The organism is Anaeropeptidivorans aminofermentans (assembly GCF_940670685.1).
GTDB classification, from domain to species: domain Bacteria; phylum Bacillota; class Clostridia; order Lachnospirales; family UBA5962; genus Anaeropeptidivorans; species Anaeropeptidivorans aminofermentans.
Genome location: NZ_OW711693.1, coordinates 2,737,160 through 2,762,858 on the forward strand (window position 1 = coordinate 2,737,160; position 25,699 = coordinate 2,762,858).

Genomic DNA, 25,699 nt, shown 5'->3' on the forward strand with positions numbered 1-25,699 from the left:
TAATGGAAAAGAAAAAGACCTTTGTAGAGGATATAGATAGAGAGCTTCTGGATTTAAAAAATTCCGATACCGAGAGCTTTAAAATTAAAAAAGGTCTTACGAAGGAAATCGTAAGAGAAATATCTTCAATTAAAAACGAACCTGAATGGATGCTTGATATAAGGCTTAAATCCCTTGAGGTTTATAATCATACGCTCATGCCTAAATGGGGTCCTTCCCTTCATGAGCTTAATATGGATAATATCATAACCTACGTTAGCCCTAAAACCTCTATGAAAGGAAACTGGGACGAGGTTCCCGAGGACATTAAGGCTACCTTTGAGCGCCTTGGAATTCCAGAGGCAGAGAAAAAGTCTCTTGCAGGCGTAGGCGCCCAGTATGATTCAGAGGTGGTTTACCACAGCATAAAAGAAGAGCTTACAAAGCAGGGAGTCATCTATACAGATATGGAAACTGCCGTAAGGGAATATGAGCCCATGATAAAGGAATATTTTATGAAGCTCCTTCCCCCTACGTCTCATAAGTTCGTGGCCCTTCACGGGGCTGTATGGTCCGGCGGTTCCTTCGTATACGTTCCCCAGGGAATTGATGTGAAAATCCCTCTCCAGTCTTATTTCAGGTTTAATTCTCCCGGCGCAGGGCAATTTGAGCATACCCTTATTATTGTTGACAAAGGTGCAAAGCTTCATTTTATAGAAGGCTGTTCTGCCCCTAAATATAACACCATAAACCTTCATGCAGGCGCCGTGGAGCTTTACGTAAAAGACGAAGCCACTTTAAGATATTCCACCATAGAAAACTGGTCCAAAAACATGATGAATCTGAATACAAAAATAGCCGAAGTGGGCAAAAACGCCCGCATGGAATGGGTATCAGGTACCTTCGGCTCTCATATAACCATGCTTTATCCTTCCAGTGTTCTGAAAGGCGAAGGAGCGAAAACAGAATTTACAGGGGTAAGCTTTGCCTCTAAAGGGCAAGTTCTCGATACTGGAACGAAGGTTATTCATGCGGCCCCTAATACTTCCTCAACCATAAGCTCCCGTTCTATTTCAAAAGACGGCGGAGTAGCTATATATAGAAGCTCCGTCAATGTTATGCCGGAAGCTCACAATGTAAAATCCACCGTAAGCTGTGAGTCTCTTATGATGGATTCTATATCCCGCTCCGACACTCTTCCCGTTATGGATATAAGAAACGACGAAGTGGATATGGGCCATGAAGCAAAAATAGGCCGTATTTCCGAAGAAGCCATATTTTATTTGATGACGAGAGGGCTTTCGGAAGAAGAAGCGAAGGCTATGATCGTCCGCGGATTTGTTGAGCCGATTACAAAAGAGCTTCCTTTGGAATATGCGGTGGAAATGAATAATTTAATTTCAATAGAGCTTGAAGGAAGCATTGGCTAAGGAGGTTTCTTATGAATCAAGCATTTACAAATATAAATGAAATACCCGTTAAAACCTGGAGTTGGCTGAAAGTAAATTCCGCAACCATAAAGGGAAATATTCCTTTTATATCAAGCTATTTGAAAAATCCTGTGGAAAAGCTTCCGGAAGGAATAGAGCTTCAGCCGGTGGAGCAGTATGACCCCCATTTAAACGAGGGAATGCCTGTATCAACGGTAAAAAAAGAGCTTCTGGACTTTACAAAGGAAAATAGAAACAGCGGATACTTTATCCGTATCCCGGAAAACTTTAAATCGGAAGAACCTCTGATTTTATCCTATGAGCTTAACGACAGCTACCCTACTTTGGTTGACGATACTTTTATTCTTGCGGAAAAAGATAGCTGTGCAACAGTAATTATAATATATAAGGCCTCTGGAAATAAGCCCTTCTTCCATAACGGCATCACAAGGGTTTATGCCGAAAAAGAAGCAGATATTAAACTTATAAAGATTCAGATGCTTAAGGATAATGACATACACTCAGACCATGTACTGGGGCATTGTGAAGAAAAGGGAAATATAGAAATCATCCTTTCAGAGCTTGGTGGAAAGGAAGCTGTAGGAAGCTGTTCCATTGACCTTTTAGGCGAGAAAAGCCGGGGTGAGCTTAGTACAATTTACCTTGGCGATAAAGACAGGGAGCTTGATATGAACTACCGTATCACCCATTACGGCAAAAATTCCGAAAGTGAAATTCATTCAAGAGGCGTTCTGAAAGACAGAACAAGAAAGGTTTTCAGAGGAACCATTGATTTTATAAGCGGCGCATCAGGCTCCAAGGGCAGCGAAGAAGAACATACCATTCTTTTAAGCCCCAATATTAAAAATATCTCTACGCCTTTGCTTTTATGCGGAGAAGCAGATGTTGAAGGCGCCCACGCCGCAAGCACGGGCAAGCTTGATGAAAATATGCTTTTTTATCTTATGACAAGGGGATTAAGCGAAAAGGATGCAAGAAAAATCATGGTAGAAGCGTCCTTTGCTCCTGTGATTGAAAAAATTACATTAGACAGTCTGAAAGAGACCCTTTCTTCTTATGTAAGGGGGAAATTGGATTATGAATAATCCCTATATAAAAGACTTTCCTATATTAAGTGAAAAATCAAATGCTAAAAGGCTTGTATATCTTGATAACGCCGCTACCACTCAAAAGCCGATTCAGGTTCTCAATGCAATTGATGATTATTACAGAAAAACCAATGCCAATCCTCACAGAGGGGCATATTCTTTAAGCATAAAATCAACAGAGGCCTACGAAAACACTCGTACAAAAGTTAAAGAATTTATAAATGCCGCAAAGGATTCGGAAATCGTATTTACCAAAAGCGCTACGGAAGCCCTAAACCTTCTTGCTTTAAGCTACGGAATGAACTTTATTGAAAAGGATGATGAAATCCTAATCTCCATAGCGGAGCATCACAGTAATCTCGTTCCATGGCAGCAGGTGGCAAGCATAAAAGGCGCTAAGCTTCACTATCTTTATATAGATGAAAATGGGGAAATTCCCTTAGCAGAAATAGAAAATAAAATCACTGAAAAAACAAAAATTATTTCCATAGCCCATGTTTCAAACGTACTGGGAGTCATAAACCCTATAGAAAAAATAGTGGAGAAAGCCCATTCTAAAGGTGCCATAGTAATCCTTGACATGGCCCAGAGCATTCCCCATATGAAAATCGACGTTCAAAAGATGGATATTGATTTTGCTGTTTTTTCAGGCCACAAAATGTATGCTCCTATGGGTATCGGGGTTCTTTACGGAAAGGAAAGCCTTCTTGAAAAAACACCTCCCTTCCTTTTCGGCGGGGATATGATAGAGTATGTTTTTGAACAGAGCACAACATTTGCCCCTGTACCCCAAAAATTTGAAGGGGGTACGCAAAATGTGGAAGGAGCTGTAGGCCTTTCCGCTGCCATAGATTATATGAATTCTATAGGCTTTGAAAACATAAGCTCTATAGAAAGCAAACTTACGGCATATGCCCTGGAAAAACTTCTGGAAAACCCCCATATAGAAATATTAGGCTCAAAGTCTTCCGAAAACCGTTCAGGCGTCATTGCATTTAACGTAAAAGACGTTCACCCTCACGATGTTTCATCGATACTTGACGCCGATGGCATAGCCATACGTTCAGGCCATCACTGCGCCCACCCTTTAATGAAATATCTGGGTATCAATGCTTCCTGCCGTTTAAGTTTAAGCTTTTATAATACAGAAGAGGACATCGATATTCTTTCGGAAAGCCTTAAAAATGTAAGGAGGTGGCTTAGAATTGAATCTTGATGATATTTATACAGAAGTTATCGCAGAACACAGTAATTCAAAAGCCAATAAGAGAGAACTGTCTTCTCCTGATATGGTTCTTGAGGGCGTTAATCCAAACTGCGGAGATGAACTTAAAATCGCCTTTAAAACCTCAGAGGGAAAAATAGATGACCTTGCCTTTACAGGCATAGGCTGTGCCATATCTCAGGCTTCCGCTTCTATTATGTCGGAGCTTTTAAGGGGCCGTACATTAGAGGAAGCAAAGCATCTTATAGCGCTTTTTCTAAAAATGATTAAGCGCGAAGTAACAGAAGAATCGGCCCTTGAGGAATTGGGAGAAGCCGTAGCCTTAAAAAATATTTCCAATATGCCTGCCAGGGTAAAATGCGCCGTGCTTGCGTGGCATACATTGGAAGAAGGCATAAATAAGCTTGAAGAATAATTTATTATAATATAAGAACCTATTATTTTGAATTTTATACTATATTTTAATAAATATAAAATAGTAGTATTGTAAAACGGAACAGGAAAAAATCCTGGCTAGATTAAAATACCGTTTACGGCATTTTACTTTTATGGTATTTTGCGAAGAAAAATTCTTATTGCTTTTCTCTTATTTTAGCCCTCAAAAGCCGAATATTATCTTTGGTATAAAAACAAATTGACTATACAGTAAATTTAAAGTTAAACAATAACAAAGCCCCCTATTCACGTGAACTAAAAATATACTGTGTTCGAAGGAAACCCGTGTTTTTAAATTTTTAGTGAATAGGCTTTTGCTCTTTCTTTATATGAAATTTACTAAAATAAAAGAAGTAAAATCTTTTGAAAAACTCCTTAAACCATGGAATTCTTACTGTAAATTTTTTGGCATTATTAAAGTTTATTTTAAATGCTTGGAGGTATATAACTTTGAAAAAGCTTACCACTTCAAGACAGCACTATATTAAAGCCGTATATGAACTGGATAAAGGCAGCGGCGCAAGGATATCTGATATCGCTATAAACCTAGGCCATACAAAGGCAAGCGTATGCGTTGCCATGAAGGGCCTTGAAGACATGGGCTATATCAGAAGGGACGAAAACAGGCTTGTCCACCTTACAGACGACGGCAAATGGCAGGCTCTTGTGCTTTTAGACAAATTCGCAATCGTAAAGTATTTTCTTACGGAAGTACTCAAGGTAGACCCTGAAACAGCAGAGGTAGACTCATGCTCTATAGAGCATGTTATCAGCAATGAAACTCTTTGTTCCATATGCAGGTTCATCGATTATAAATCCGAAAGGAAAGCCTGCTCAGGTAAATGTCATTTGCTTGATAAAAAGACAGAAAGTATAGCAATAAATTAGCATTATAAAAAGACAAGGAATAAAAGGTGTTAAAGCCTTTTATTCCTTGTCTTTTTACGGCCAAAGCACAAAGCAAAAAGGGTGCCCGGCAGGGTCTGTCATTGTAATCCATTTATCCCCGCCGTACTGTTTTTCCGCCATCTTTGCTCCGCAGGAAAGGGCATGGCTTACGGCACGCTCCATTTCCTCTTTGCCTCTTACGGCAAAATCAAGATGGGTCATCTGCTGCTGGGCTCCTTCCTCCTCAGGCCATATGGGAGGAATATAAAGATCATTTTTTTGAAAGGCAATTTTTGTGCCGCCTGTGGGAGAAATAATATCCGCCCATTCCGCTTCGTCACTGTAATTTTTCTTCCAACCTAAAAGATTGACATAAAAATCCGCCAATGCAGAAGGATCCTTGCAGTCCAACACTGCAGCATCAAGTCCGATGGGAAAATTAGGTTTGTTATTTTCATTCTGATTCATTTTAATCCTCCTTATAAATGTAAATTATAGTAAATTTAAAGTTAAATTGTAGCAAATCCGTATATTCACGAAGGCTCAAAAATGTACCGTTTCCGAAGGAAATCCGTGTTTTTGGGCCTTAAGGGAATAGACTTTTGCTGCTTCTTCATGATAAATTTACTATATATTGATTTTTAGGTGCTTAATTTAATAAGCCCACATGAATAGACACCTTAATTACATATTCCTCAGGGTCTTTTGCCGACAAATAAGAAATCATATCCTGCTCATAGGAATCTCCTATAATTTCCATCTCATTTTCTTCTATATAGTTTATAAGCTTTTCATAGGTTTCTTTAAGCCTGTTATAATCACCCTTATGAATCATAACGGCGTAAAGGCCTTTCGGCTTTATATAGAGCCTCTCGCTTTCAACCTTTTTACTTATCCTGCTGCTGTAATAATCGAGGTTTGAATAAAATCCCTTTTTGATATTTTCCTTTTTTAAGATAGCCCCAATGGGAAATTCGCCGAACACATCTATAGCCTTGCAATAATCAAAATGCTCTTTCATTTTCTCCATTGTTTCCTTATCGCTGTCACCAGGCTCTACCTTTGCGGCGATGTAATATTCTTCGTTGCATTCTTCTGTATAAATGGCGCCGTACTCTGCTTTTAATGCTCTTTCGGTTATATGAATGGTGTTTTGGAGCATTTTTCTCATTCTTTTTATTTTTCCCATTTCTTCTGCAAGGCTTTTATCCTTTTCCTTTAATATGGAAAGAAAATAAGAAGCGTTTCGATTTGCAAGATACTCCCTTATTTCGCCTAAGGAGCTTCCCGCTTCTTTTAATACAGCAATTAAATCATAGGTGAAAAACTGGTTTATGGAATAGTAGCGATAGCCGTTTTTCCCTTTGATTTCCGGCTTCAGTATGCCTATTTCATCATAATGAAACAATGTATGCTTTGTTACGCCGCAGATATCCGCAAATTCTTTTGTTGTAAAATACTGAATATTTTTTTCAGACATATTATATACCTCTTGACATTCGGGTTACTCTATACTTTATAATGGCATAGTTATCTAATTCAGTCAAGTATAGCAATAAACTTTAAAAAGCTAAGTTTATTGTAAAATAGCTTTAAGGCAGAAACAAAAACCTGTTTTTCATAAACGGCTTCATATAATAAAAGCGCCTATATGAAGCCCTTCAAATATACGGTTTTTGTTACTGCAATCAAATTATTTTACTATACTTTCTATAGAGTTTATAAGTATAAGCAACGCTTTTTTATTTTCAGGAGGACATCATGAGAAAAGTATTACCCTATATAAAACCCTATCAGAAGCTTTTTGTCATAGCCGTATTTTTTCTGATACTGCAAAACTCAACGGCTCTGCTTCTGCCTACCTTTACGGCAAATATTATAAACATAGGGGTTCAGAATAAGGATTTAGATTATATATACCATACCGGCGCACTGATGCTCATTATCACTATTCTTGGGGGAATCAGTGCCGTTATCTCCACAATTTTCGCTTCAAAGGCCACAGCGTCTTTCGGAAGAGATTTAAGAGAAGCCATTTTTCTAAAGGCACAGAAATATTCTCTAAGCGATTTTCAAAAAATAAGCACGGCTTCTATGATTAACCGCTGTACAAACGATATTACCACCATCCAAAGGTCTTTAATGATGTTTTTAAGGGTCCTTCTTCCGGCGCCTATTATGACGATGGTAGGCCTTGTCCTTGCCTTTCGGACAAATGCTAAAATGGCCCTGTTTTTCATCGGTATCATCGTTATTTTTGCTGTTCTTGCCTTTCTTATCGGGAAGAAAGCAATCCCCTTATTTAAAGAAATCCAAAAAAGAATGGATAACCTTACTTACGTTCTCAGAGAGACCATAACCGGAGTAAGGGTCATCAGGGCCTTTAACAAAGAAAGCTTTGAAAAAGAACGTTTTGAAAATACCTGCGATGATTTCAAAGAAATTTCCATAAAAACCAATAAAATATTTGCAATGCTTCTGCCTACCCTTTTCCTTGTTTCGGATTTAAGCGTCGCTTCTATCGTATGGTTCGGAGGAATACAGGTTTCCCAAGGTTCTATGCAGGTAGGAAGCATTTTTGCCCTGATTGAATATATCACCATTATCCTTTTTTGCGGCATTATGGCTGTGCTTGTTTTTATGGAGGTTCCAAGGGCTTTAAGCTGTGTTCAAAGACTCAATGAAGTTTTGGACCTTGAGCCTGAAATAAAAGACCGTAAAGAAAGCGTTATAAAAGAAGATATAAACGAAAATGTATTGGAGTTTAAAAACGTAACTTTTCAATATCCCGGAGCAGAAAATGCCGTTTTAAGCGATATTTCCTTTAAAGCAATGCCTGGAGAAACTACTGCTGTCATCGGCGGAACAGGCTCTGGGAAATCCACTGTAGCCAATTTAATTCCCCGTTTTTATAATATTCAAAAGGGAGAAATCACCATCGGCGGTATCAATATTGAAAATTACACCCAGCATGACCTTCGGAAAAAACTGGGCTTTATTCCCCAGAAGGCCTTTCTCTTCAGCGGCACTGTAGAAGGCAATATAAAATACGGAAAAATAAACGCCAGCCGTGAAGAAGTAATCCATGCCGCAAAAATAGCCCAAGCTCATGATTTTATTTCAAAACTTGAAAAAGGCTACGATTCCTTTGTGGCCCAAGGCGGAACTAACTTCTCCGGCGGTCAGAAACAGCGTATAGCCATCGCAAGAGCCTTGGTAAGAAAGCCGGGAATCTATATCTTTGACGACAGCTTTTCGGCCCTGGACTTTAAAACTGACGCCCTTTTAAGAAAGGCGCTCAAACCAGAGGTCAAGAATGCAACACTTTTAATCGTTGCCCAGAGAATCAGCACCATTATGGACGCAGACCAGATTATTGTTTTAAATGAAGGTAAAATTGTAGGCAAAGGAAAGCATCAGGAACTTCTGAAAAGCTGTTCTGTTTATCAGCAAATTGCGGCCTCTCAGCTAAGCGAAAAAGACGAGTCCTTAAGGGAGGTAGTATAATGAAAAAGAGAAAAAAGAATGTTGTCATAAGGCTCATGCAATTTTTTTCGGGCCTTGAAATAAAGATGATTGTCGTACTGGTTTCTTCTATACTAAGTATGGGGCTTTTCGTATCCACTCCTGTATTTCTCGGCCAGGCCACAGACATTATCGCAAATGGGGTCATGAATTCCGTAAAAACCGGCGTTCCCTTTCAAGTCAATATGGAAAGCATGGGAAGAATTATACTGATACTATTAACCCTTTATTTATTCAGCTTTATTACCAATTATTTGGGTAATTACATTATGTCTTCCGTATGCGAAACCGTAGGCTTTAATATGAGAACAGCTTTAAGTCACAAGCTTCATAGGCTTCCTCTTAAATTTTTCGACGGTACAGAAAGAGGAGAAGTTTTAAGCCGTGCCACAAACGACATAGAAAAGGTTGTGGAAAGTCTTAGAGAAGGGCTGAATAGGCTTATCGGCGCTTTTATTTCTATCCTCATTGCCGTTATTATGATGCTTAAAATAAGCCCTGTTTTATTTTTAGCGGCATTTTTCACTATCGGCCTTGCCGTAGGAATTACTTATGTAATCGCCAGAAGTTCAAGAAAAAGCTTTTTAGAATACCAAACATCTTTAGGCTCCTTAAACGGCAATATTGAGGAATCCTTCACGGGCCAGTTGATTATTAAAGCATTTAATTATGAAGAAAAATCCTTTGAGGAATTCCAAGAAATCAACAACAGGCTTTTTAAAGCAAGCCATCGTTCCCAAGTGGCGCAGTTTATCATCATTCCCGTCATACGTATCGTGAATAACCTAGGCTATGTACTTATCGCCCTTATGAGCGCTTTTTATGTTTTTCAGGGAAGAATGACCATTGGAACGGTACAGACCTTTATCCAATACGTAGATAAGGCGGCTGAACCTATTGTAGACCTTTCTCAAATACTCAATACCATGCAGCAGGCCGTAGCCGCTTCCCAGCGTTTTTTTGAAATCATGGATGAAGAGGACGAAGAGCCGGATAGAGCAAAAGAAGGCCTGATGCTTCCTCAAAAGGGTGAAGTATCATTCGAGCATGTAAAATTCGGCTATAACGGCGAGCTTTTAATGCATGATATAAACCTAAGCCTTAAGCCCGGGGAAAGAGTAGCAATTGTAGGCCCTACAGGAGCAGGGAAAACAACCATCGTAAACCTGCTTATGCGTTTTTATGAAATAAACGGCGGAAAAATATCCATAGACGGCATTAATACAAGGGATTTAACAAGAAAAGACCTGCGAAGCCTTTTTGGCATGGTTTTACAAGACACTTGGCTTTTCGGCGGAAGCATCAAGGATAATATCGCCTACGGCAATGAAAATGCCGATGAAAACGCCATCATAAACGCTGCAAAATCAGCCGGCGCAGACTTTTTCATCAGAACTCTTCCCGACGGCTATCATACGGTTTTAAATGAAGATAGCTCCAATATCTCTCAAGGGCAGAAACAGCTTCTTACCATAGCAAGAGCCTTTCTTAAAGACCCGGCTATCTTAATCCTTGACGAGGCCACCTCCAGCGTGGACACACGAACAGAAAAGGAAATACAAAAGGCTATGGATAAGCTTATGAAGGGAAGAACCAGCTTCATCATCGCCCATAAGCTTTCAACCATCAGAGACGCCGACCTTATTATTGTTATGGAACAGGGAAATATTGTAGAACAAGGCACCCATGAAGAGCTTATTGCAAAGAAGGGCTCTTATGAGAAGCTTTATTATAGCCAGTTTGCTTAAATTTTAAAGGAGTGGCTGCAAAATAAATTTTGCAACCACTCCTTTTCGTTTAAAACTCTCTAGAAATAAATAGCTATTCCATCGCTTTTCTTACGAAAAGCTCGAAATACGCTATTTTCCTCAATGGGGCAAGCCCCATTTACGGAATTAAATTAGAACGTTATGGATTCCTTGGACTGTCGGTTATATTGAAATTATAAGTGTTGATTTCGTAACAGCCTCTTTTTCTAGTTTTCTTTGATTATAAAATTACCTAAAAGTGCTTCTGTCTGCTCACCGTTCTTTAATGCAAAGCGCCCATTCATTAAAACATGTTCTATGCCTTCGCATTTTGAGAAGGGGTCTTCAAAGGAATTTGTATCCGTTACTGTATCGGGATTAAATACAGTGATGTCGGCAACATATCCTTCGGCTAAAAGCCCTCTGTCTTTAAGGCCTATAATATCTGCGTTCATTTTAGTCATTCTGTGAACACGGCTTTCAAGGGTTCCCAAATTGTTTTCTCTTGCAAGCCTTAAGAATCTTGGGAAGGTTCCGAAATTTCTTGGGTGGGGCTTTCCTTTGTTTTCCGCAGGGTCTAAAGGCATGCCCGAACCGTCGCTTCCTATACCTATGTTTTCTTGTCCAAGAAGATACATAACGTCTTCATTGGACATGGCAAAGGATATACATGTAGCGTGGGAATTGGTTTCTATGGTGGCCTTTGCTATGGTTTCCGGAATACTTAAACCAAGCTCCTGGCTAAGCTGCCAGATGTTCTTTCCGTCGGCCTGGGGATAACGGCCGAAGGTAGTAACGACATAAAGGCCTTCTGCATCTTCCTTGGTATTGAAATTTTCTTCAAGGAATGCCATTATTTTTTCTCTTTCAGGGCCTTGAAGTCTTTCGGCAGCCTTTTCCGTTCCTCCTTCGATAGACCATTTAGGGAAGGAATTGGTGATGCCTGAGGAAGCAGCTATGTAAGGGTACATATCGGCGGTAACCTTTATGCCTTCTTCTTTTGCTTTATTAATATTTTCAATCAGCTTATCCGCGCCGCCCCAGTTTCTCTTGCCTGAAAGCTTCAAGTGGGCTATATGCACTCTTGCTCCGCTTTTTCTGTAGATTTCATACATTTCTTCAAGGGCTTCGTAAATATGGTCTCCCTGATCCCGCATATGGGAAGTAATAATTCCGTCGTATTTTTGAACTACCTTGCCAAGCTCTATCAGTTCTTCAATATCGGCGTTAAGCCCGGGAGAATAACCAAGGCCTAAAGAAAGACCCCATGCGCCGTTTTTCATGTCCTCGTCGAGAAGGCGGCACATTTCGGCTATTTCTTCTTTTGTGGCTTTTCTTGCCTCCTGGCCCAAAACCCCTACTCTTAAGGCTCCATGACCTATAAGAGAAACGAGATTTGTACCCATTTTCTTGTTTTGCTCTTTTGCCTTTTCCATAAATTCTTCGTAAGAGGAAGAGGCATAGTAGTCAGAATCAAATAAGCCGCTCTTTGCATATCTTTTTATATTTTCCATTCTGTCCTTAGGGCATGGATATATGGTTGAGCCGCATTGGCCTGCCAATTCGCTTGTAACCCCTTGGGTTACCTTTGATTCGCAGCGTTCATTCCAAAGGAAGGAAGTATCTGAATGAGAGTGTACGTCTATAAATCCCGGGCTTACGGCAAGGCCTCCTAAATCTATAATCTCTTTAGCCTCGTCGTTTAAGTTTTCTCCTATTTTGGAGATAAGCCCGTCCTTTATGGCTATATCAGCCGTATAGGCTTCTTTGCTGCCGCTTCCGTCATAAATACGTCCGTTTTTTAAGATAATATCCTGCATAATATCCTCCTTATACTTTTAAACCATACACTTTGAGGGCATGCGAAAAACATGCCCTAACACTTCTCATTCATATTTATACGAAGCAAACTTAAAAATTATACAAGCATAATGTATAGTAAAATAATTTAATTACAGTAACAAAAACCGTGTATTTTATACTTAGTGAACCTGTAAACACTTACCGAGAAGCTGTAAAAGGGTTTTTAAATGAACATTTCCTTATAGTCAACAAAGCTCTTTTCATCTTTTTTGACTATAGACGGCTTAATATAAGCGCTTTCATTATATTTAAGCCATTTATGAAAAATAGGTTTTTGTTATTACCTTAAGATTATTTCACTATAAATATTTCTAAGAGAATGCTTCTTTATAGTTAACAAACAGGCTTTCATGTTTGCTAACCATAATATATAAAAATTAATTATATACTACTTCCTTCATAAACTTTTCAGCATTGCAGCAGGCAACAAAATGGCCCGGCTTCATTTCCCTAAGCTCAGGATTTCCTTTAAGGCACTCTTCCGTCACGTAAGCACAGCGTTTTGCAAAACGGCATTCATCGGGAAGATTTACAGGAGAAGTAATTTCTCCTTTCAGTATGATTCTTTCTCTCTTGGGCCCTCCCACCTCGGGAATGGGTATGGCGGATAAAAGGGCCTCTGTATAGGGGTGAATAGGATTATCAAAAAGCTCTTTTGCCGATGCTTTTTCAACCATCTGCCCTAAATACATAACAGATATATCATCTGAAAAGTAATTGACTACGGAAAGGTCATGGGTTATAAAAATATATGTAAGGCCAAGCTGTTTTTGAAGCTTCTTTAAAAGATTCAGTATCTGAGCCTGAATGGAAACGTCCAAAGCGGAAACCGGCTCGTCACAAACGATGAATTTAGGGTTCATGGCAAGGGCTCTGGCGATTCCGATACGCTGCCTTCTTCCTCCGTCAAGCTCATGCGGATAGGAGTTATAAAGCCTTTCCGCAAGGCCTACAAGCTCCATCAGCTCATAAACTCTTTTTTTAACCTCATTTTTATCCGTTAATATTTTATTTGCAGTTATCGGTTCGGATATGGTCTGGCTTACGGTTTTTCTAGGGTCAAGGGAGGAAAAAGGGTCTTGGAATATAAGCTGCATATCCTTCCTTTTTTCATTCATCTTTGTGTTGTTAAGCTTCGTAATATCCGTTCCTTCAAAAATAACTTCCCCGTCGGTAGGCTCAATAAGACGTATGATTGCCCTTCCCGTAGTAGATTTTCCGCAGCCGGATTCTCCAACGATACCAAGGGTTTTCCCTCTTTCTATGGTAAAGCTTACACCGTCAACGGCATGAAGGAGGCCCTTCGGGGTTTTAAAATATTTTTTTAAGTTTCTCACTTCTAAAATATGATCAGCCATTTTTCTGCCTCCTTTTGATGCGGAATTCCGGGTCTTCATAGGCCAAGCAGGAAACCTTATGGGTTCCGCCGGCAGAAATAAGCTTCGGCGGCGTATTTTTGCACTTTTCCAGAGCATAAGCACATCTGGGGTAAAAAGCGCAGCCCTCCGGAAGATTTGTCGGGTCCGGCATAAGGCCAGGGATAGGCTTAAGCTCCGATTCCCTGTCGTTTACATTGGGCAAAGAGTTAAAAAGCCCCTCTGTATAAGGATGAAGCGTATGGTTAAATACCTCGTCGAGGTTTCCCTGTTCAACGATGCTTCCGGCATACATTACGGCTACCTCGTCACAGATTTCCGCAACGATACCAAGGTCATGGGTAATCATAATCATTGCCATATTATATTTTTCCTTCAGGCCTCTCATTAAATCCAAAACCTGAGCCTGTATGGTAACGTCAAGGGCCGTTGTCGGCTCGTCCGCAATCAAAAGCTTGGGCGTACAGGCAAGAGCGATGGCAATACCTACCCTCTGCCTCATACCGCCGGAAAACTGATGAGGATATTCGGCTCCCCTGCTTTTTGGTATTCCAACAAGCTCCAGCATATCAAGAGCCTTTTCATAAGCTTCCGTTTTATTTAAATCTTCATGGAGGAAAATGCTTTCCGCAATCTGCTCTCCTACAGTAAATACGGGATTAAGCGATGTCATAGGGTCCTGAAAAATCATGGAAATATCCTTTCCTCTGATTTTTTCAAGCTCCGGTATGGACATTTTCAATACGTCTTTTCCGCAAAGATTGATGGTGCCGCTTTTGATTACCCCGGGTGGTTCCGGAACAAGCCTTAAAAGGGAGAGGGCCGTCGTGGTTTTCCCTGCTCCTGTTTCCCCCACAAGGCCTATGGTTCTTCCTTCCCGAAGCTTTATGCTGATATTGTTTACGGCTTTAACCGTTTCAAACTCCATTTCGTAATGGATTGTAAGATTTTCAAGGTCAAGAATAAGGTCGCTGTCCAGGGCCTCATTCGGCAGGTTTTTTTCAAGCAGTTCAGTATTGTTCATTTCTATACCCCCTAATCCTTAAGTTTCGGGTCGAGGGCATCACGGAGCCCGTCACCCAAAAGGTTTAAAGATAATACCGTAATCATGATTGCAAGGCCGGGAAATAACGTCATATAATTATAATCGCGAATGAATTTCCTGCCTGCGGAAAGCATGCTTCCCCATTCAGGGTTGGGCGCCGGTATACCAAGGCCAAGAAAGCTTAAGCTGGAGGCCGATATAATAGCCGATGCAACCCTTAATGTTACCTGAACAATAATAGGAGACATGCAGTTTGGAAGTATGTGGAAGAAAATAATCCTGAATTTACTTAAACCGATTACCCTTGAGGCCTCAATAAATTCCTGATTTCTTACAGTAAGCACCGCCGCTCTCGTTATTCTAACGAACTGAGGGATACTTGTAAGGCCGATAGCAATCATCAAGTTCAGCATGCTTTGCCCCATAGCCGCAACGATAACAATCGCCATCAGCATATTGGGAACAGCACCGAATATATCCGTAGCCCTCATGATAATTTCCTCGACGGCCCCGCCGAAATATCCGGCAATGGCGCCTAAAGTTACCCCGAAAACCAATGCTATGGCAACCGCTACAAAGCCTACGGAAAGAGAATACTGCGTTCCGTAAAGGATACGGTAGAATACGTCTCTTCCGTATTCATCTGTACCCATAATATGAGTACGGCTTGGCTGCTGAAGCCTTTCGGCCGTATTCTGGCCGATTACCTGAGTGTCATAGTCAAGAAAATATCTGGAAAATATCGCTACTAAAACTAAAAGAACCACTACAATAAGCCCAAGCATAGCGCCTTTGTTTTTCTTAAGTCTGTGCCATACTTCTTGGGTCTGGGTCATTTCCCTTCTTTTCTCATGATTAGGCCGCTGCTTTTTTCTTATTAGTTCCAACCTTGTCCTCCCCTTTCTTGCTGGCGTACTGTGCCTTTATTCTTGGGTCTACAACTCCGTACAGGAGGTCCACCAAAAGAAGTACAAGGCTAAGAAACAGTGTTGTAAGAATGATAGAGCCTGTTACCTGCGGCGTGTCTCTTGAATTCAGAGAATCTATAATAAGGCGGCCTACTCCTGGCCATGAAAAAACGGTTTCCGTAAGCACGGCGCCTCCCAGTACCGTAGCCATCTGGGTACCAATAATAGTGATGATGGGTATAAGAGCATTTTTAAGGGCGTGTTTATTGATAACTACCTTTTCCGTAACGCCCTTTGCTCTGGCCGTCCTTAAATAGTCCTGTTTAATAACCTCAAGCATAGAAGACCTTGTGGTTCTTGTAAGGGTTCCGATAAGGCCTGTGGCAAGAGTTAAGGTAGGAAGCACAATGCTTCCGAAGCCTTGGGTTCCGCCTGAAGGAAACCAGCCGAGCTTAAGCGAAAATACAATAATAAGCATTAATCCAAGCCAGAAGTTCGGCATGGAAAGACCTGCAATGGCAAAGGCCATACATAGATTATCCCTGATGGTTCCCCGGTGGATGGCCGAATATATGCCCAGCCACATGGATATGACCACAGCGACAAATGTGGAGGAAAACCCTAGCAACAGCGTATTGGGAACCTTCTCCATAAATGTTTTAAATACGTCTCGTCCCGTTAAATAAGATGTGCCTAAATCTCCCCGTAAAAGCCCTGACATGTAATCGCCATATCTTAGAACAATGTTTTTATCAAGGCCCAGTTCTTTTCTAAGCTCTGCTTTCTCTTCTATTGTCGCGTCGTCGGGAGCAAGCACATCAACTGCGTCTCCGGGAGCAAGGTCCAATATAAAAAAGACTAGAAATGATACGCCTATCATTACAGGGATCATAAGCAAAAGCCTTTTGATTATATACCGATACATACAACTCCTCCTACAAACATATAGTAAATTAACTTTTACACCCCAAGAATTTACTTAAAACTAAAGCTAATTCACCAGTGGTCCCTTTAAAGTTTGACGGCTATATTGCAGATGTAATATACAAATCCGCAATACTGCCTTTTCAATCAATCGTCGTGTTTATTAAGCAGTATTCGAAAATAAAAAACCGGCGGATATTTTGCAAGAAAACGTGAACTTGAATGGAATGGTCAAGAAGTCCGGCCGTAAGGCATAATGCCAAAGGCGTTATACTCAGGTTTTTGCATAACAAAAATTCTGAGAATTTTCAACGATGAAGCCGCGTTATTATGGCAAAACAAACTAGAGTTCTGACTTTTCAAATATGCTCCAGGGCGTGTATGAAATTTACAAACACGCCCTTTTCTTGTTCACCCTTGATTTATTTATGATATTATCCGCTTTCAGTATAAATGCTTAATCTTAAATTAACTGCTGTATAATTTATTTCTCAAGCAAATATACATTTGAAAGGTCGTGGTGTGTAGTAGGATAGTAGTCAATGCCGCCTACCCCTTCTTTAACGCCGAAGAAGCCGTCTGCAAAGTAAAGAGGAACATAAGCACCGTCTTCAAAAAGGATTTGCTGAACCTGATGATAATATTCTGTACGCTTTGTATCGTCTGTTTCTTTAACTGCTAAATCCATAAGCTCATTAACCTCAGGATTATCATAATGGGATTTGTTAACTCCCGTTCCGGGGCATATAAGGCGTCTGATATCGTCGCCGAATATATTAAATCCGCAGCCGTATACTGCCGCCTGATGTTCTCCGTTTGTGGTGCTTGTACTAAGACCTGCTGTATCCATCTCAACGATATTTACTTCAACGCCTATTTTCTTAAGCTGGGCCTGAAGAAGCTCCGCTATAGCCTTACGGTCGCCGCTGCTTACGGAAATATCGAATTTAGCTCCGCCGTTGGGATATGCCTTTGCAAGATACTCTTTCGCTTTTTCCACATCATATTCGTATGGTGTAGTTCCTCCATTATAGCCGTAAGAGCTCCAGCCCCATAAGGAATCAGCGGATTTTGCATAACCGTTTCTAACAACATTAATAAGTTCTTCCGTATCTATGCCGTAGCAGAGAGCAAGACGGAAATCTCTGTTGTTAAAAGGCTCTTTCTTATAGTTCATAGCAAGGTATGTAAGAGACGCGCCTTCATAGGACTGAACTTCAAGGCCGTTTTCCTCTTCGATATATTTAAGCTCAAGAGTATCCGGATCTTGACATATATCAATTTCTCCCGTCTGAAGAGCTATAAGCCTTGGGGAGTTTTCAGGCATATATCTGATGGTAAGAACTTCTGTTTTAGCCTTTTCGCCCCAGAAATCATCGTTTCTTACAAGCTTAATATAATCGCCGAACTCATAGGAATCTATGATCCATGGGCCTGAGCCTATGCCGGGGCCTTCTATTTCATCTTCATTAACAGCCTTTTCGTTGATGATAGATGCTGTAGGAAGGGTAAGCATATAAGGGAAGTCAACATTGGGAACAAAAAGCTTCACGCTTACGGTATAATCCCCGTCTGCCCATACGTCTTCCATCATTTTTCCTAAAGTGCTTGAAGAATCTGTTCCAGGTGCTCTTTTAAAGGAGAACACTACGTCGGAAGCCTTGAGGGGCTCTCCGTTATGGAATTTCACATCTTCTCTCAACTTAAATGTGTATGTTTGAGCGTCTTCTGTGGACCATGATTCCGCAAGGCACGGCTTAAGCTCACCTGTTGCGTTGTCGAAGTCTATCAGCGTGTCAAAAACAGTCCTGAAAATGTAATTATGCTGGGTATTACTCTGTGTCTGCGGGTCTATGCTTATTATTTTTCCGCTTATACCCATAATGATTTCTTTTTTGTAGGTTCCTCCTTCTGATGCAGCAACCTGCGCCTTTGAAGAATCATCCCCCTTACTTGCCTCTGCTTTTTGCTCGCTTCCTGCCGGTGCCTTTTCACCGCTGCCGCAGGCTGATACCATACCGGCGGTCATCATTAAGCAAAGTGCCAACGCTAAAAATTTCTTCATTAAGCTTTCCCCCTATCTTCTTTTTTATAAATAATTGAATCAGGATACACCCAGACCGATCTCTCGACTTATTTTTATAGCCGCTTCGTTTCAAAGATATTCCCTTTCAAAAATTAACCGCTAAAATTTCTATATTACAAACTCATATCTGCATAGACGGGAACAGTCCTGTCAAATTCATCTTTAATTTCTTTTCTTAAGTTTTCATCTGTCAGTATTTCATAAGCCGTAGCCGCAAGCGCCTTTGCTGCTTTTATGCCGGCCTCCTGGGCCCTGTCGGTAATGGCGGCCTCCGCAAAGCTTTTATTGTGAGCCACAACACCCTTTTCCGCAATTTTTATATAAGCGTGGATGGCAGGCATTTTAAGAGAAACGTTGCCTATGTCGGAAGAGCCTATTTTTGCATTAGGGTCAGGATATTCGACTACTTCTCCCTGAAGCTCCATATATTTTTTAAACACTTCATCAATTGCAAGGTTTGAATATCTTTCGGAATAAACAAGGTCGGTTTCTACCGCTGCTGTGGCTCCTGTAAAAAGCTCAACGGCCTTAACCGTATCCTTTATCATGTCCACAACCTTTTTTAAATCTCCAAAGGTTGCTGCCCTTACGGAAAAAGCACATTCGGCATAGCCGGGAATAATATTTGTGGCTTCTCCGCCTTTTAATATTATTCCGTTTATATTTGTTTTAAGAGGCATTCTAGCCCTTATGGAATCAAGAAGATTAAAAGTTTGAATAACTGCCTGAAGCGCGTTGATTCCGCTTTCAGGAGCTGCTGAATGTGCTGCCTTGCCTGTATAAGATATGGTCACTGCAGTTGTGGCAAGACCGCCTCTGTTTATAAGATTCACAGTGCTTGGATGTGTCATAAGAGAATAATCTATGTCGTCAAATTCGCCTTTATCGAGGAGGATAATCTTTCCGCCTTTGCCTTCTTCCCCTGGTGTTCCCATGAGAACGATTTCTCCGGGAATATCTTTCATAAGCTTACTTAATCCTATGGCAGCCCCCGTTGACGCAGCTGCTATAAGGTTATGGCCGCAGGCATGCCCCATTCCCGGAAGAGCATCGTATTCTGCAAGAAAGGCTACCGTTACCCCCGGGCCATTTCCCTTGAATCGGGCCTTAAAAGCCGTATCCATCCCCCCGGATTTATCCTCTATGGAAAACCCGTGCTTCTGAAGAAGCGCCTTAATAAATCCGGCAGATTTGTACTCATCAAAGGCAAGCTCAGGATTTTCATGAATATTTTTGCTAAGCTCGAGAATTTCAGCCCTGATTTCTTCAATGCTTTCAAAAATTGCTTCTTTCATATTTCCCTCCTATATTCATTTGTATAGCAAATTAACTTTTGCACCTTCTGAAAAGTATCGAGAGGTTACTTTAGAATCAAGCAAAGGTTAATTCGCAAATAATTTTTAAGGCTTATGGTTATAGTTTTTATTCTGAAAAGTCTATAAACTCCTCTTCCATATTTTCAACTTCTTTTTGCACCGAAAGAAGCTTGTCCTTAAGCTTTGAATAGGTTAATGTTGATAAAATGTCCACAAGACTTATTGCAGATTGTATGGAGTTATAGAAAAACATGGATTCGTTGTCACAGATAAAGGTAATGCTGCTGTTATTGACTAAAGGAGAGGATTCTTTATCGGTAATGGCGATAACTTTATAATTTCTTGCTTTAAAATGCTTCATAAGTTTAATAACAACCTGAGAATATCGGGGATAAGAAACACATATGTACAAATCATCTTCTGTAAATTTCAGTGTTCTTATAAAGAAAAGAGCGTTAATTTTGCTAAGATCTACGATTTCTGTTTCCATCGTTAAATTGTCGAGCCTTATTTTAAGGTACTCACATACTACTTTGGAAAGGCCCACACCCAAAATATATATCTTCCTCGCTTCGCTGATAAGGCTTACGGCTTTTTCAAGTTCCGGCTCTCTCAGCCTGCAAAGGGCCCTTCTATGGCATTTAAGCTGCTGATCTATAATTTTTATCGATAAGTCGTTCAGCTTTATTTCTTCCGAAACGCTTTGGAACAATTTCTTTGAAGGGCTTAATTTATTTAAAGCCTCTTTCCTGTACTGCTTTTTTAGCTCTACAAAATTCTTATATCCTACGGCTCTGCAAAAGTTAATCACAGTAACTTCCGTCACACCTACGTCTATGCTGATGCCCTTTAATGTCTTATAGCTTATTTCCTCCTCGTTTTCGATGAAGTAATTGGCTATCTGCTTTTGCTTTTTGCTGAGCTTGGGATATTTTGTCTTAATCGTATCATTGGCAGTCAAGTTGTATACACCTCTTGCCTCTCTTTAATATTTATTGGTCACATTTAAGTATGAATTTTCAAAAAATAAATTAATACTTATAAAAATACCAATTAAAAAATTCTTAAAAAATATTTATATGTATTTTAAACAAACACAAGTGTAAAAGTCAATGGTATTTATAGCATTTCCTGTTTTTTTCTGTATTAATTAAAATTTTTATATTAAAAGCTATAATTTCAATCAATTATTCAGCTTTATTAACAATTTATCCATTTCAATTTATCGTTTATATACAAATAAATTAATAATTTTACAATAAACATAGATTAAGTTAATTCAATATTTTACCAATTCAGAATTAATCCTCTATAGCCCCAATGAATTTTATCTGCATTTTTCTATTAAATTTTATTATTTTCTTAATATTCAAATATCAAAGGCCCAATTTTTTTCATCTTAGAGACGTTTTTTGTATTTTTATTCCTGCGTAGTTGTCTATTGTTCCAAATATTGGTATACTACAAAGATATAATATAATGGTTTTCTTTTAGATCATAATTTATAAATATACGTTTTAATTAATTTATACTAGGGCGTGTCTATTTTCAGACACAGCCCACAACGTGTTTTGGAACTCCAAATCTTAATTTATTTTCTGATTTCAAACACACCCTAAGCAAGCTTAAAAATTTATACAGGCATAAGCTTGTAAGCAGTTTTTCAGGCGAGTGCCTTCTTTATAGTTTTTGCCGGATACTTTACTTTAGCTGCATAGCATATTCTAAAATTGGGATGGTATTATGGATTTTTCTGAAAAAATTGAAAGTTATATGAGTAAAATAAGTGAATTAAGGGTTTTTATAGCTGTAAGGCGTGGATTTATGCTTATTATTCCGCTGATATTAATAGGGTCCGCGGCTACGGTTATAAACAATTTTCCCGTTAGCTTCTATCAGGATTTCATGGTTTCTTTCTTTGGAGAAAATTGGACGGATTTCGGCTCTTATTTGTATCAGGCGACCTTTGCCATTATGTCTTTAAGCCTTGTAATTACAATAAGCTATTCTTACGCAAGCTTAGAGCCCTACAATTCAAGCTATGAATCCAGCCCTCCCATTTCATCGGTTGTATCCCTCATATGCTTATTTGCTATACTCTATACTGAAAATGATACCGTATCCTTTAGAAACCTAGGCGTAATGGGGGTTTTTATAGCAATCGTCACAGCCCTTGTTTCTTCTTTTTTATTTACATTACTATTGAAAATACAGGCAATAAAGCTCCATATTGACAGCAACGCCTCCGATCCTAACGTAAGCATGGTTTTTGCTTCTCTTTTTCCTGCCGCAATAACTGTATGCCTATTTATATCTTTTCGGATAACGCTTTCTAGAATCGGCATAGAAAATATTCATGAATCTTTTTATAAAAGCTTTGAAAGCATATTCTTCGAACCCGAATCCTCTTTGAAAAACGCATTGGTGTTTATTACTCTTATTCACTCGCTATGGTTTTTAGGCATCCATGGAAGCAATATGCTGGAATCTGTTACTCAGTCGGTATTTGTTCCCTGCCTTCAAAGCAATATAGAACTTGTAGCATCAGGGCAGGCTCCGGTACATATATTTACAAAGGAATTTTTTGACATATTTGTTCTCATGGGCGGCTCCGGCACTACCCTTTGCCTTGTAGTAGCTTTTCTTTTACGCTCAAGAAAAAGTAATGCGCAAAACGTAAGCGTATTTTCGTTATTTCCGGGGCTTTTTAATATTAATGAGTCCATGCTTTTCGGAATCCCTGTGGTTTTAAATTTTTATCTTCTCATTCCCTTTATTCTTACCCCTATCGTCCTTACGCTCATAACCTACGGCGCAATGTCCATAGGCCTTGTTCCCCTTGTAACCTCAAGCGTTCAGTGGACAACCCCTATATTCTTAGGCGGATATAAGGCTACAGGCTCTTTGGCAGGCGCACTTTTACAAGGGGTAAACTTCATTATCGGCGTTATGATATATCTTCCCTTTGTCAAAATAAACGAAGAAAGTACTTTGAAAAAAAATAAACTCATTATAAACTCTCTTATTGATTTAGCTCTTGAAAGGCAGGATGGCATTTCGAGAAACCTCATCCAAAGAAAAGACGCCATCGGCAGCCTTGCAAGAAACCTATCTGTAGATTTAAGACAGGATATGATAAAAGGAACCGGTCTGTGGCTTGAATACCAGCCGAAGATCAATTACGAAGGGAACGTCGTAGGCATTGAGGCCCTTTTAAGATGGAAGCACCGATTATTTGGATTGCTCCCGCCGCCTCTTGCCATAGCCCTTGCAGAAGACAGAGAGTTTATCCATCTTTTAGGGGGCTGGATATTTGAAGAAGCTTGCAAACAGCTTAAATCCTGGGAGGAGCAGGGACTGAAGGACGTCACTCTTTCCGTTAATATTTCTCCTTTACAGATGGATAAAAATATAATAATATCTCAATTTGACGGCATAACAAAGAAATTTGGTATAAAGCCCCATAATATAGAAATAGAAATCACAGAACAAGCTGCATTAAATCAAATCCGGTCCGCCCTTGAAATCATCGGAAAACTGAAGGAAATGGGCTTTAAAATAGCTATAGATGATTTTGGCATGGGGCATACCTCTCTTGTGATTCTTAAGGAATTTAGTATCGATACCATTAAAATAGACGGTTCTCTCGTTAAAGATATGATGAATCATAATAGCAGCAGAGACATTATATCTTCAATTGTATACCTTGCCCGTAAAAGCAATTTTTCCGTCGTGGCAGAATATGTCCAGACGGAACAGCAAAGGGACCTTCTTCATTCTTTAGGCTGTGACATATACCAAGGCTGGCTTTACAGCAAGGCCCTCATGCCGGAAGCGCTTTTTGACTATTATATCCGCTCATTAGAAATAACAGGAAACCTTTCAAAGGAATATATAAAAGCATCTTCTGCAAAATAAAATATACAATAACCCCCAAATCTCGGTTAAATAGAGCTTTGGGGGTTATTTATTATAAAATCAATAAAATACAAGTTTTATTTCTCTTTGTTAATTATAGTAAAACAAGCAAATATAGTTACCAAACATAAAAAAGGAGTATAAGCTTACACTTGTATCTTTTTCCAAGCTCGCTGGCATAAACGCTATAATTCCTTATATTTCGGAATAAGCTTTTGCGGCTGCTTTATTTTTATTTAGCTATAATTTTAAAATACAGTCTGCACCAGTACCATATAAACAACTGTTCCGCTGCCGATACTGAGAAGTACGTTGCTTTTCCATTTATGGATAAAAAATATGACTAAAACGGCAATTATTTCGGGTATTCCGTGAGAAGCCTCCCCTAACTTTATATCCTTAAAGCAGTATATCACCAAAAGCCCCATCATTGCCGGCGGAAGAACCTTTCCTAAATACGTAATAATTTCAGGAGGCTTTTTCATTTCGGGGAACAAAATAAACGGGGTGATTCTCGTGGCTAATGTGCCCAAAGCAACAGAAAGTATAATAATCACTATTTCTATAGGGGTTAAAAGCATACTTTTTTCCTCCCCGCAAGTAAAATAAGCAAAATAAATATCATAGAAGGAATAATCATACGATCTGCGCCGAAAACAAAAAGCCCTGATAATGTTCCTAAAATTCCTATAGCTCCTGAAATTCTATTTTCCTTTTTCTTCATCTGTTCCATAAAAAGCACAACGAAAAGAGCCGTAAGCACGAAACTAAGGCCTTCCGTATTAAAATTAATAAATTTTCCGAGGATGCTTCCGATAAACGTTGCTGTAACCCAATATATGTAATTAAGAAAAGAAATGGATAAATAAAAGTATTTTCTATCTATGCCGTCAGGGGGACTTACACTGGACGAAACGGAAAATGTCTCGTCGGAAAGGGTATAAATCAGAAGCCCCTTCGCCTTTCCCAGCCCCTTATACTTCTCAAGCATCGAAAGACCGTAAAACAAATGCCTTGCATTTACCATTAAACTAAGTAAAAATGCCTGAACAGGGTCAAAGGCAATTGTGAGAAGAGTAATAGCGACGTATTGCATGCTTCCGCAGTAGGCAATTGCACTCATAAGCACTGCCCACAGTGCATCGTATCCTTTGGTTCTCATAAGCACGCCGTAGGTAATCCCTAAAACCATATATCCTGTCAATACAGGTACTGTATAGGGAAATGCAGCAGACAGCGCTTTTTTAAAATTCTTGTTTTTCTTTTCCTCCATGTTTCTGATACTCCTAATCTTTATGCTAAGTATTTAATTTTGTAAACGTATTTCGTTTTTGTATATTTTATTCTTACACTTCGTAGATGTCAATCCCTTAAAGGTAAGTATAGTAAAATTAGATTGTAAAGACAGCCAAACTCAAAAAATCTTTTTGTTTTTAAGTTTATTACTGTATAGTTAAATCCAAATGCAACCTTTAAAGTTTTGACTTTGCAGCAGACTGTTCACTCAAGGCCAATGGCCCTCATTGCCCTATAGCATAGGCAATAAATACTGTAATAAAAAAACAAGGGATATAATTAAAATAAATAATTATATCCCTTGTTTTATATAAGATATAGTAAATTTAAAGTTAAACAGCAGCAAAGCCGTATATTCACACAGGCTCAAAAATGTACCGTTTCCGAAGGAAATCCGTATTTTTGGCCCTGATGGGAATAGGCTTTTGCTGCTTCTTTATATGAAATTTACTTTAATTATGAAATTGATATTAAATCCTTTTAAGATACCTAGTCTTTAAGCTTTAAGAAGCTTTTTTAAATTATTGCCTATGCTGATATTTTTTAGAAAGCGTTATTGACCTTTTTAAAAGGGTTAAATTCATTTGTTCCAAAATAATGCCCTCGAAATTTATTTTAATTGCCCTAT

General features: G+C 39.4%; 20 protein-coding genes. 8 read left to right on the forward strand and 12 right to left on the reverse strand.

Annotated features, from left to right (window positions below):
* The first annotated feature begins 2 nt into the window (after positions 1 to 2).
* The 5 genes from sufB to NBX03_RS11545 all read left to right on the forward strand — a co-directional run bounded on the left by sufB (position 3) and on the right by NBX03_RS11545 (position 5,066).
* Positions 3 to 1,409 (forward strand): Fe-S cluster assembly protein SufB, encoded by a 1,407-nt coding sequence (gene sufB / locus NBX03_RS11525; RefSeq protein WP_250227923.1) that lies wholly within the window; start codon positions 3 to 5, stop codon positions 1,407 to 1,409.
* An 11-nt stretch (positions 1,410 to 1,420) separates the two neighbouring features.
* Complete coding sequence (gene sufD, locus NBX03_RS11530) at positions 1,421 to 2,515, forward strand: Fe-S cluster assembly protein SufD (protein ID WP_250227924.1); 1,095 nt, start codon at positions 1,421 to 1,423, stop codon at positions 2,513 to 2,515.
* On the forward strand, positions 2,505 to 3,734 hold the full coding sequence (locus tag NBX03_RS11535) for a cysteine desulfurase (protein WP_408628565.1): 1,230 nt from the start codon (positions 2,505 to 2,507) through the stop codon (positions 3,732 to 3,734). Before sufD ends, NBX03_RS11535 begins: the two co-directional genes overlap by 11 nt.
* Positions 3,724 to 4,158, forward strand: coding sequence for a Fe-S cluster assembly sulfur transfer protein SufU (sufU, locus tag NBX03_RS11540; RefSeq protein WP_250227926.1), 435 nt, complete (start codon positions 3,724 to 3,726; stop codon positions 4,156 to 4,158). Before NBX03_RS11535 ends, sufU begins: the two co-directional genes overlap by 11 nt.
* A gap of 470 nt (positions 4,159 to 4,628) precedes the next feature.
* Positions 4,629 to 5,066 (forward strand): metal-dependent transcriptional regulator, encoded by a 438-nt coding sequence (locus tag NBX03_RS11545; RefSeq protein ID WP_250227927.1) that lies wholly within the window; start codon positions 4,629 to 4,631, stop codon positions 5,064 to 5,066.
* A 54-nt stretch (positions 5,067 to 5,120) separates the two neighbouring features.
* Here NBX03_RS11545 and NBX03_RS11550 read toward each other — a convergent pair whose 3' ends face one another.
* Together NBX03_RS11550 and NBX03_RS11555 are read right to left on the reverse strand one after the other, a co-directional pair.
* Positions 5,121 to 5,534 (reverse strand): VOC family protein, encoded by a 414-nt coding sequence (locus NBX03_RS11550; protein ID WP_250227928.1) that lies wholly within the window; start codon positions 5,532 to 5,534, stop codon positions 5,121 to 5,123.
* A 181-nt stretch (positions 5,535 to 5,715) separates the two neighbouring features.
* A complete protein-coding gene (locus NBX03_RS11555) occupies positions 5,716 to 6,546 on the reverse strand; it encodes a MerR family transcriptional regulator (RefSeq protein WP_250227929.1) in 831 nt (276 codons plus the stop codon).
* A 281-nt stretch (positions 6,547 to 6,827) separates the two neighbouring features.
* Here NBX03_RS11555 and NBX03_RS11560 point away from each other — a divergent pair, with 281 nt between their 5' ends.
* Both NBX03_RS11560 and NBX03_RS11565 read left to right on the forward strand, forming a co-directional pair.
* Positions 6,828 to 8,573, forward strand: coding sequence for an ABC transporter ATP-binding protein (locus NBX03_RS11560; protein ID WP_250227930.1), 1,746 nt, complete (start codon positions 6,828 to 6,830; stop codon positions 8,571 to 8,573).
* On the forward strand, positions 8,573 to 10,339 hold the full coding sequence (locus NBX03_RS11565) for an ABC transporter ATP-binding protein (protein ID WP_250227931.1): 1,767 nt from the start codon (positions 8,573 to 8,575) through the stop codon (positions 10,337 to 10,339). Before NBX03_RS11560 ends, NBX03_RS11565 begins: the two co-directional genes overlap by 1 nt.
* A gap of 227 nt (positions 10,340 to 10,566) precedes the next feature.
* Here NBX03_RS11565 and NBX03_RS11570 read toward each other — a convergent pair whose 3' ends face one another.
* From NBX03_RS11570 to NBX03_RS11605, 8 genes are all read right to left on the reverse strand, one after another.
* Positions 10,567 to 12,159 (reverse strand): N-acyl-D-amino-acid deacylase family protein, encoded by a 1,593-nt coding sequence (locus NBX03_RS11570; RefSeq protein ID WP_250227932.1) that lies wholly within the window; start codon positions 12,157 to 12,159, stop codon positions 10,567 to 10,569.
* 420 nt (positions 12,160 to 12,579) lie between these two features.
* Complete coding sequence (locus tag NBX03_RS11575) at positions 12,580 to 13,560, reverse strand: ABC transporter ATP-binding protein (RefSeq protein WP_250227933.1); 981 nt, start codon at positions 13,558 to 13,560, stop codon at positions 12,580 to 12,582.
* Positions 13,553 to 14,602: an ABC transporter ATP-binding protein gene (locus NBX03_RS11580; RefSeq protein WP_250227934.1), complete on the reverse strand. Its 1,050-nt coding sequence runs from the start codon at positions 14,600 to 14,602 to the stop codon at positions 13,553 to 13,555. The genes NBX03_RS11575 and NBX03_RS11580 overlap by 8 nt, the downstream gene beginning before the upstream one ends.
* Before the next feature lie 11 nt (positions 14,603 to 14,613).
* Complete coding sequence (locus tag NBX03_RS11585) at positions 14,614 to 15,459, reverse strand: ABC transporter permease (RefSeq protein WP_250230271.1); 846 nt, start codon at positions 15,457 to 15,459, stop codon at positions 14,614 to 14,616.
* A 19-nt stretch (positions 15,460 to 15,478) separates the two neighbouring features.
* Positions 15,479 to 16,456 carry an ABC transporter permease gene (locus tag NBX03_RS11590; RefSeq protein ID WP_250227935.1) on the reverse strand — a complete coding sequence of 326 codons (978 nt, stop codon included), beginning with the start codon at positions 16,454 to 16,456 and terminating at the stop codon, positions 15,479 to 15,481.
* Positions 16,457 to 16,939: 483 nt separating this feature from the next.
* The gene (locus NBX03_RS11595) at positions 16,940 to 18,520 is read right to left on the reverse strand and encodes an ABC transporter substrate-binding protein (RefSeq protein ID WP_250227936.1); all 1,581 of its coding nucleotides are present in this window, start codon (positions 18,518 to 18,520) and stop codon (positions 16,940 to 16,942) included.
* A 134-nt stretch (positions 18,521 to 18,654) separates the two neighbouring features.
* On the reverse strand, positions 18,655 to 19,836 hold the full coding sequence (locus NBX03_RS11600; RefSeq protein WP_250227937.1) for a M20 family metallopeptidase: 1,182 nt from the start codon (positions 19,834 to 19,836) through the stop codon (positions 18,655 to 18,657).
* Positions 19,837 to 19,963: 127 nt separating this feature from the next.
* Positions 19,964 to 20,818, reverse strand: coding sequence for a MurR/RpiR family transcriptional regulator (locus NBX03_RS11605; RefSeq protein ID WP_250227938.1), 855 nt, complete (start codon positions 20,816 to 20,818; stop codon positions 19,964 to 19,966).
* A 782-nt stretch (positions 20,819 to 21,600) separates the two neighbouring features.
* Between NBX03_RS11605 and NBX03_RS11610 the strand changes: the two genes are divergently transcribed.
* Positions 21,601 to 23,775, forward strand: a complete 2,175-nt coding sequence (locus NBX03_RS11610; RefSeq protein WP_250227939.1) for an EAL domain-containing protein — start codon at positions 21,601 to 21,603, stop codon at positions 23,773 to 23,775.
* A 248-nt stretch (positions 23,776 to 24,023) separates the two neighbouring features.
* Here the strand turns inward: NBX03_RS11610 and NBX03_RS11615 are convergent, their stop codons facing one another.
* Positions 24,024 to 24,356, reverse strand: coding sequence for a branched-chain amino acid transporter permease (locus NBX03_RS11615; protein ID WP_250227940.1), 333 nt, complete (start codon positions 24,354 to 24,356; stop codon positions 24,024 to 24,026).
* Positions 24,347 to 25,048, reverse strand: coding sequence for an AzlC family ABC transporter permease (locus tag NBX03_RS11620; RefSeq protein WP_250227941.1), 702 nt, complete (start codon positions 25,046 to 25,048; stop codon positions 24,347 to 24,349). Before NBX03_RS11620 ends, NBX03_RS11615 begins: the two co-directional genes overlap by 10 nt.
* Positions 25,049 to 25,699: the final 651 nt, after the last annotated feature.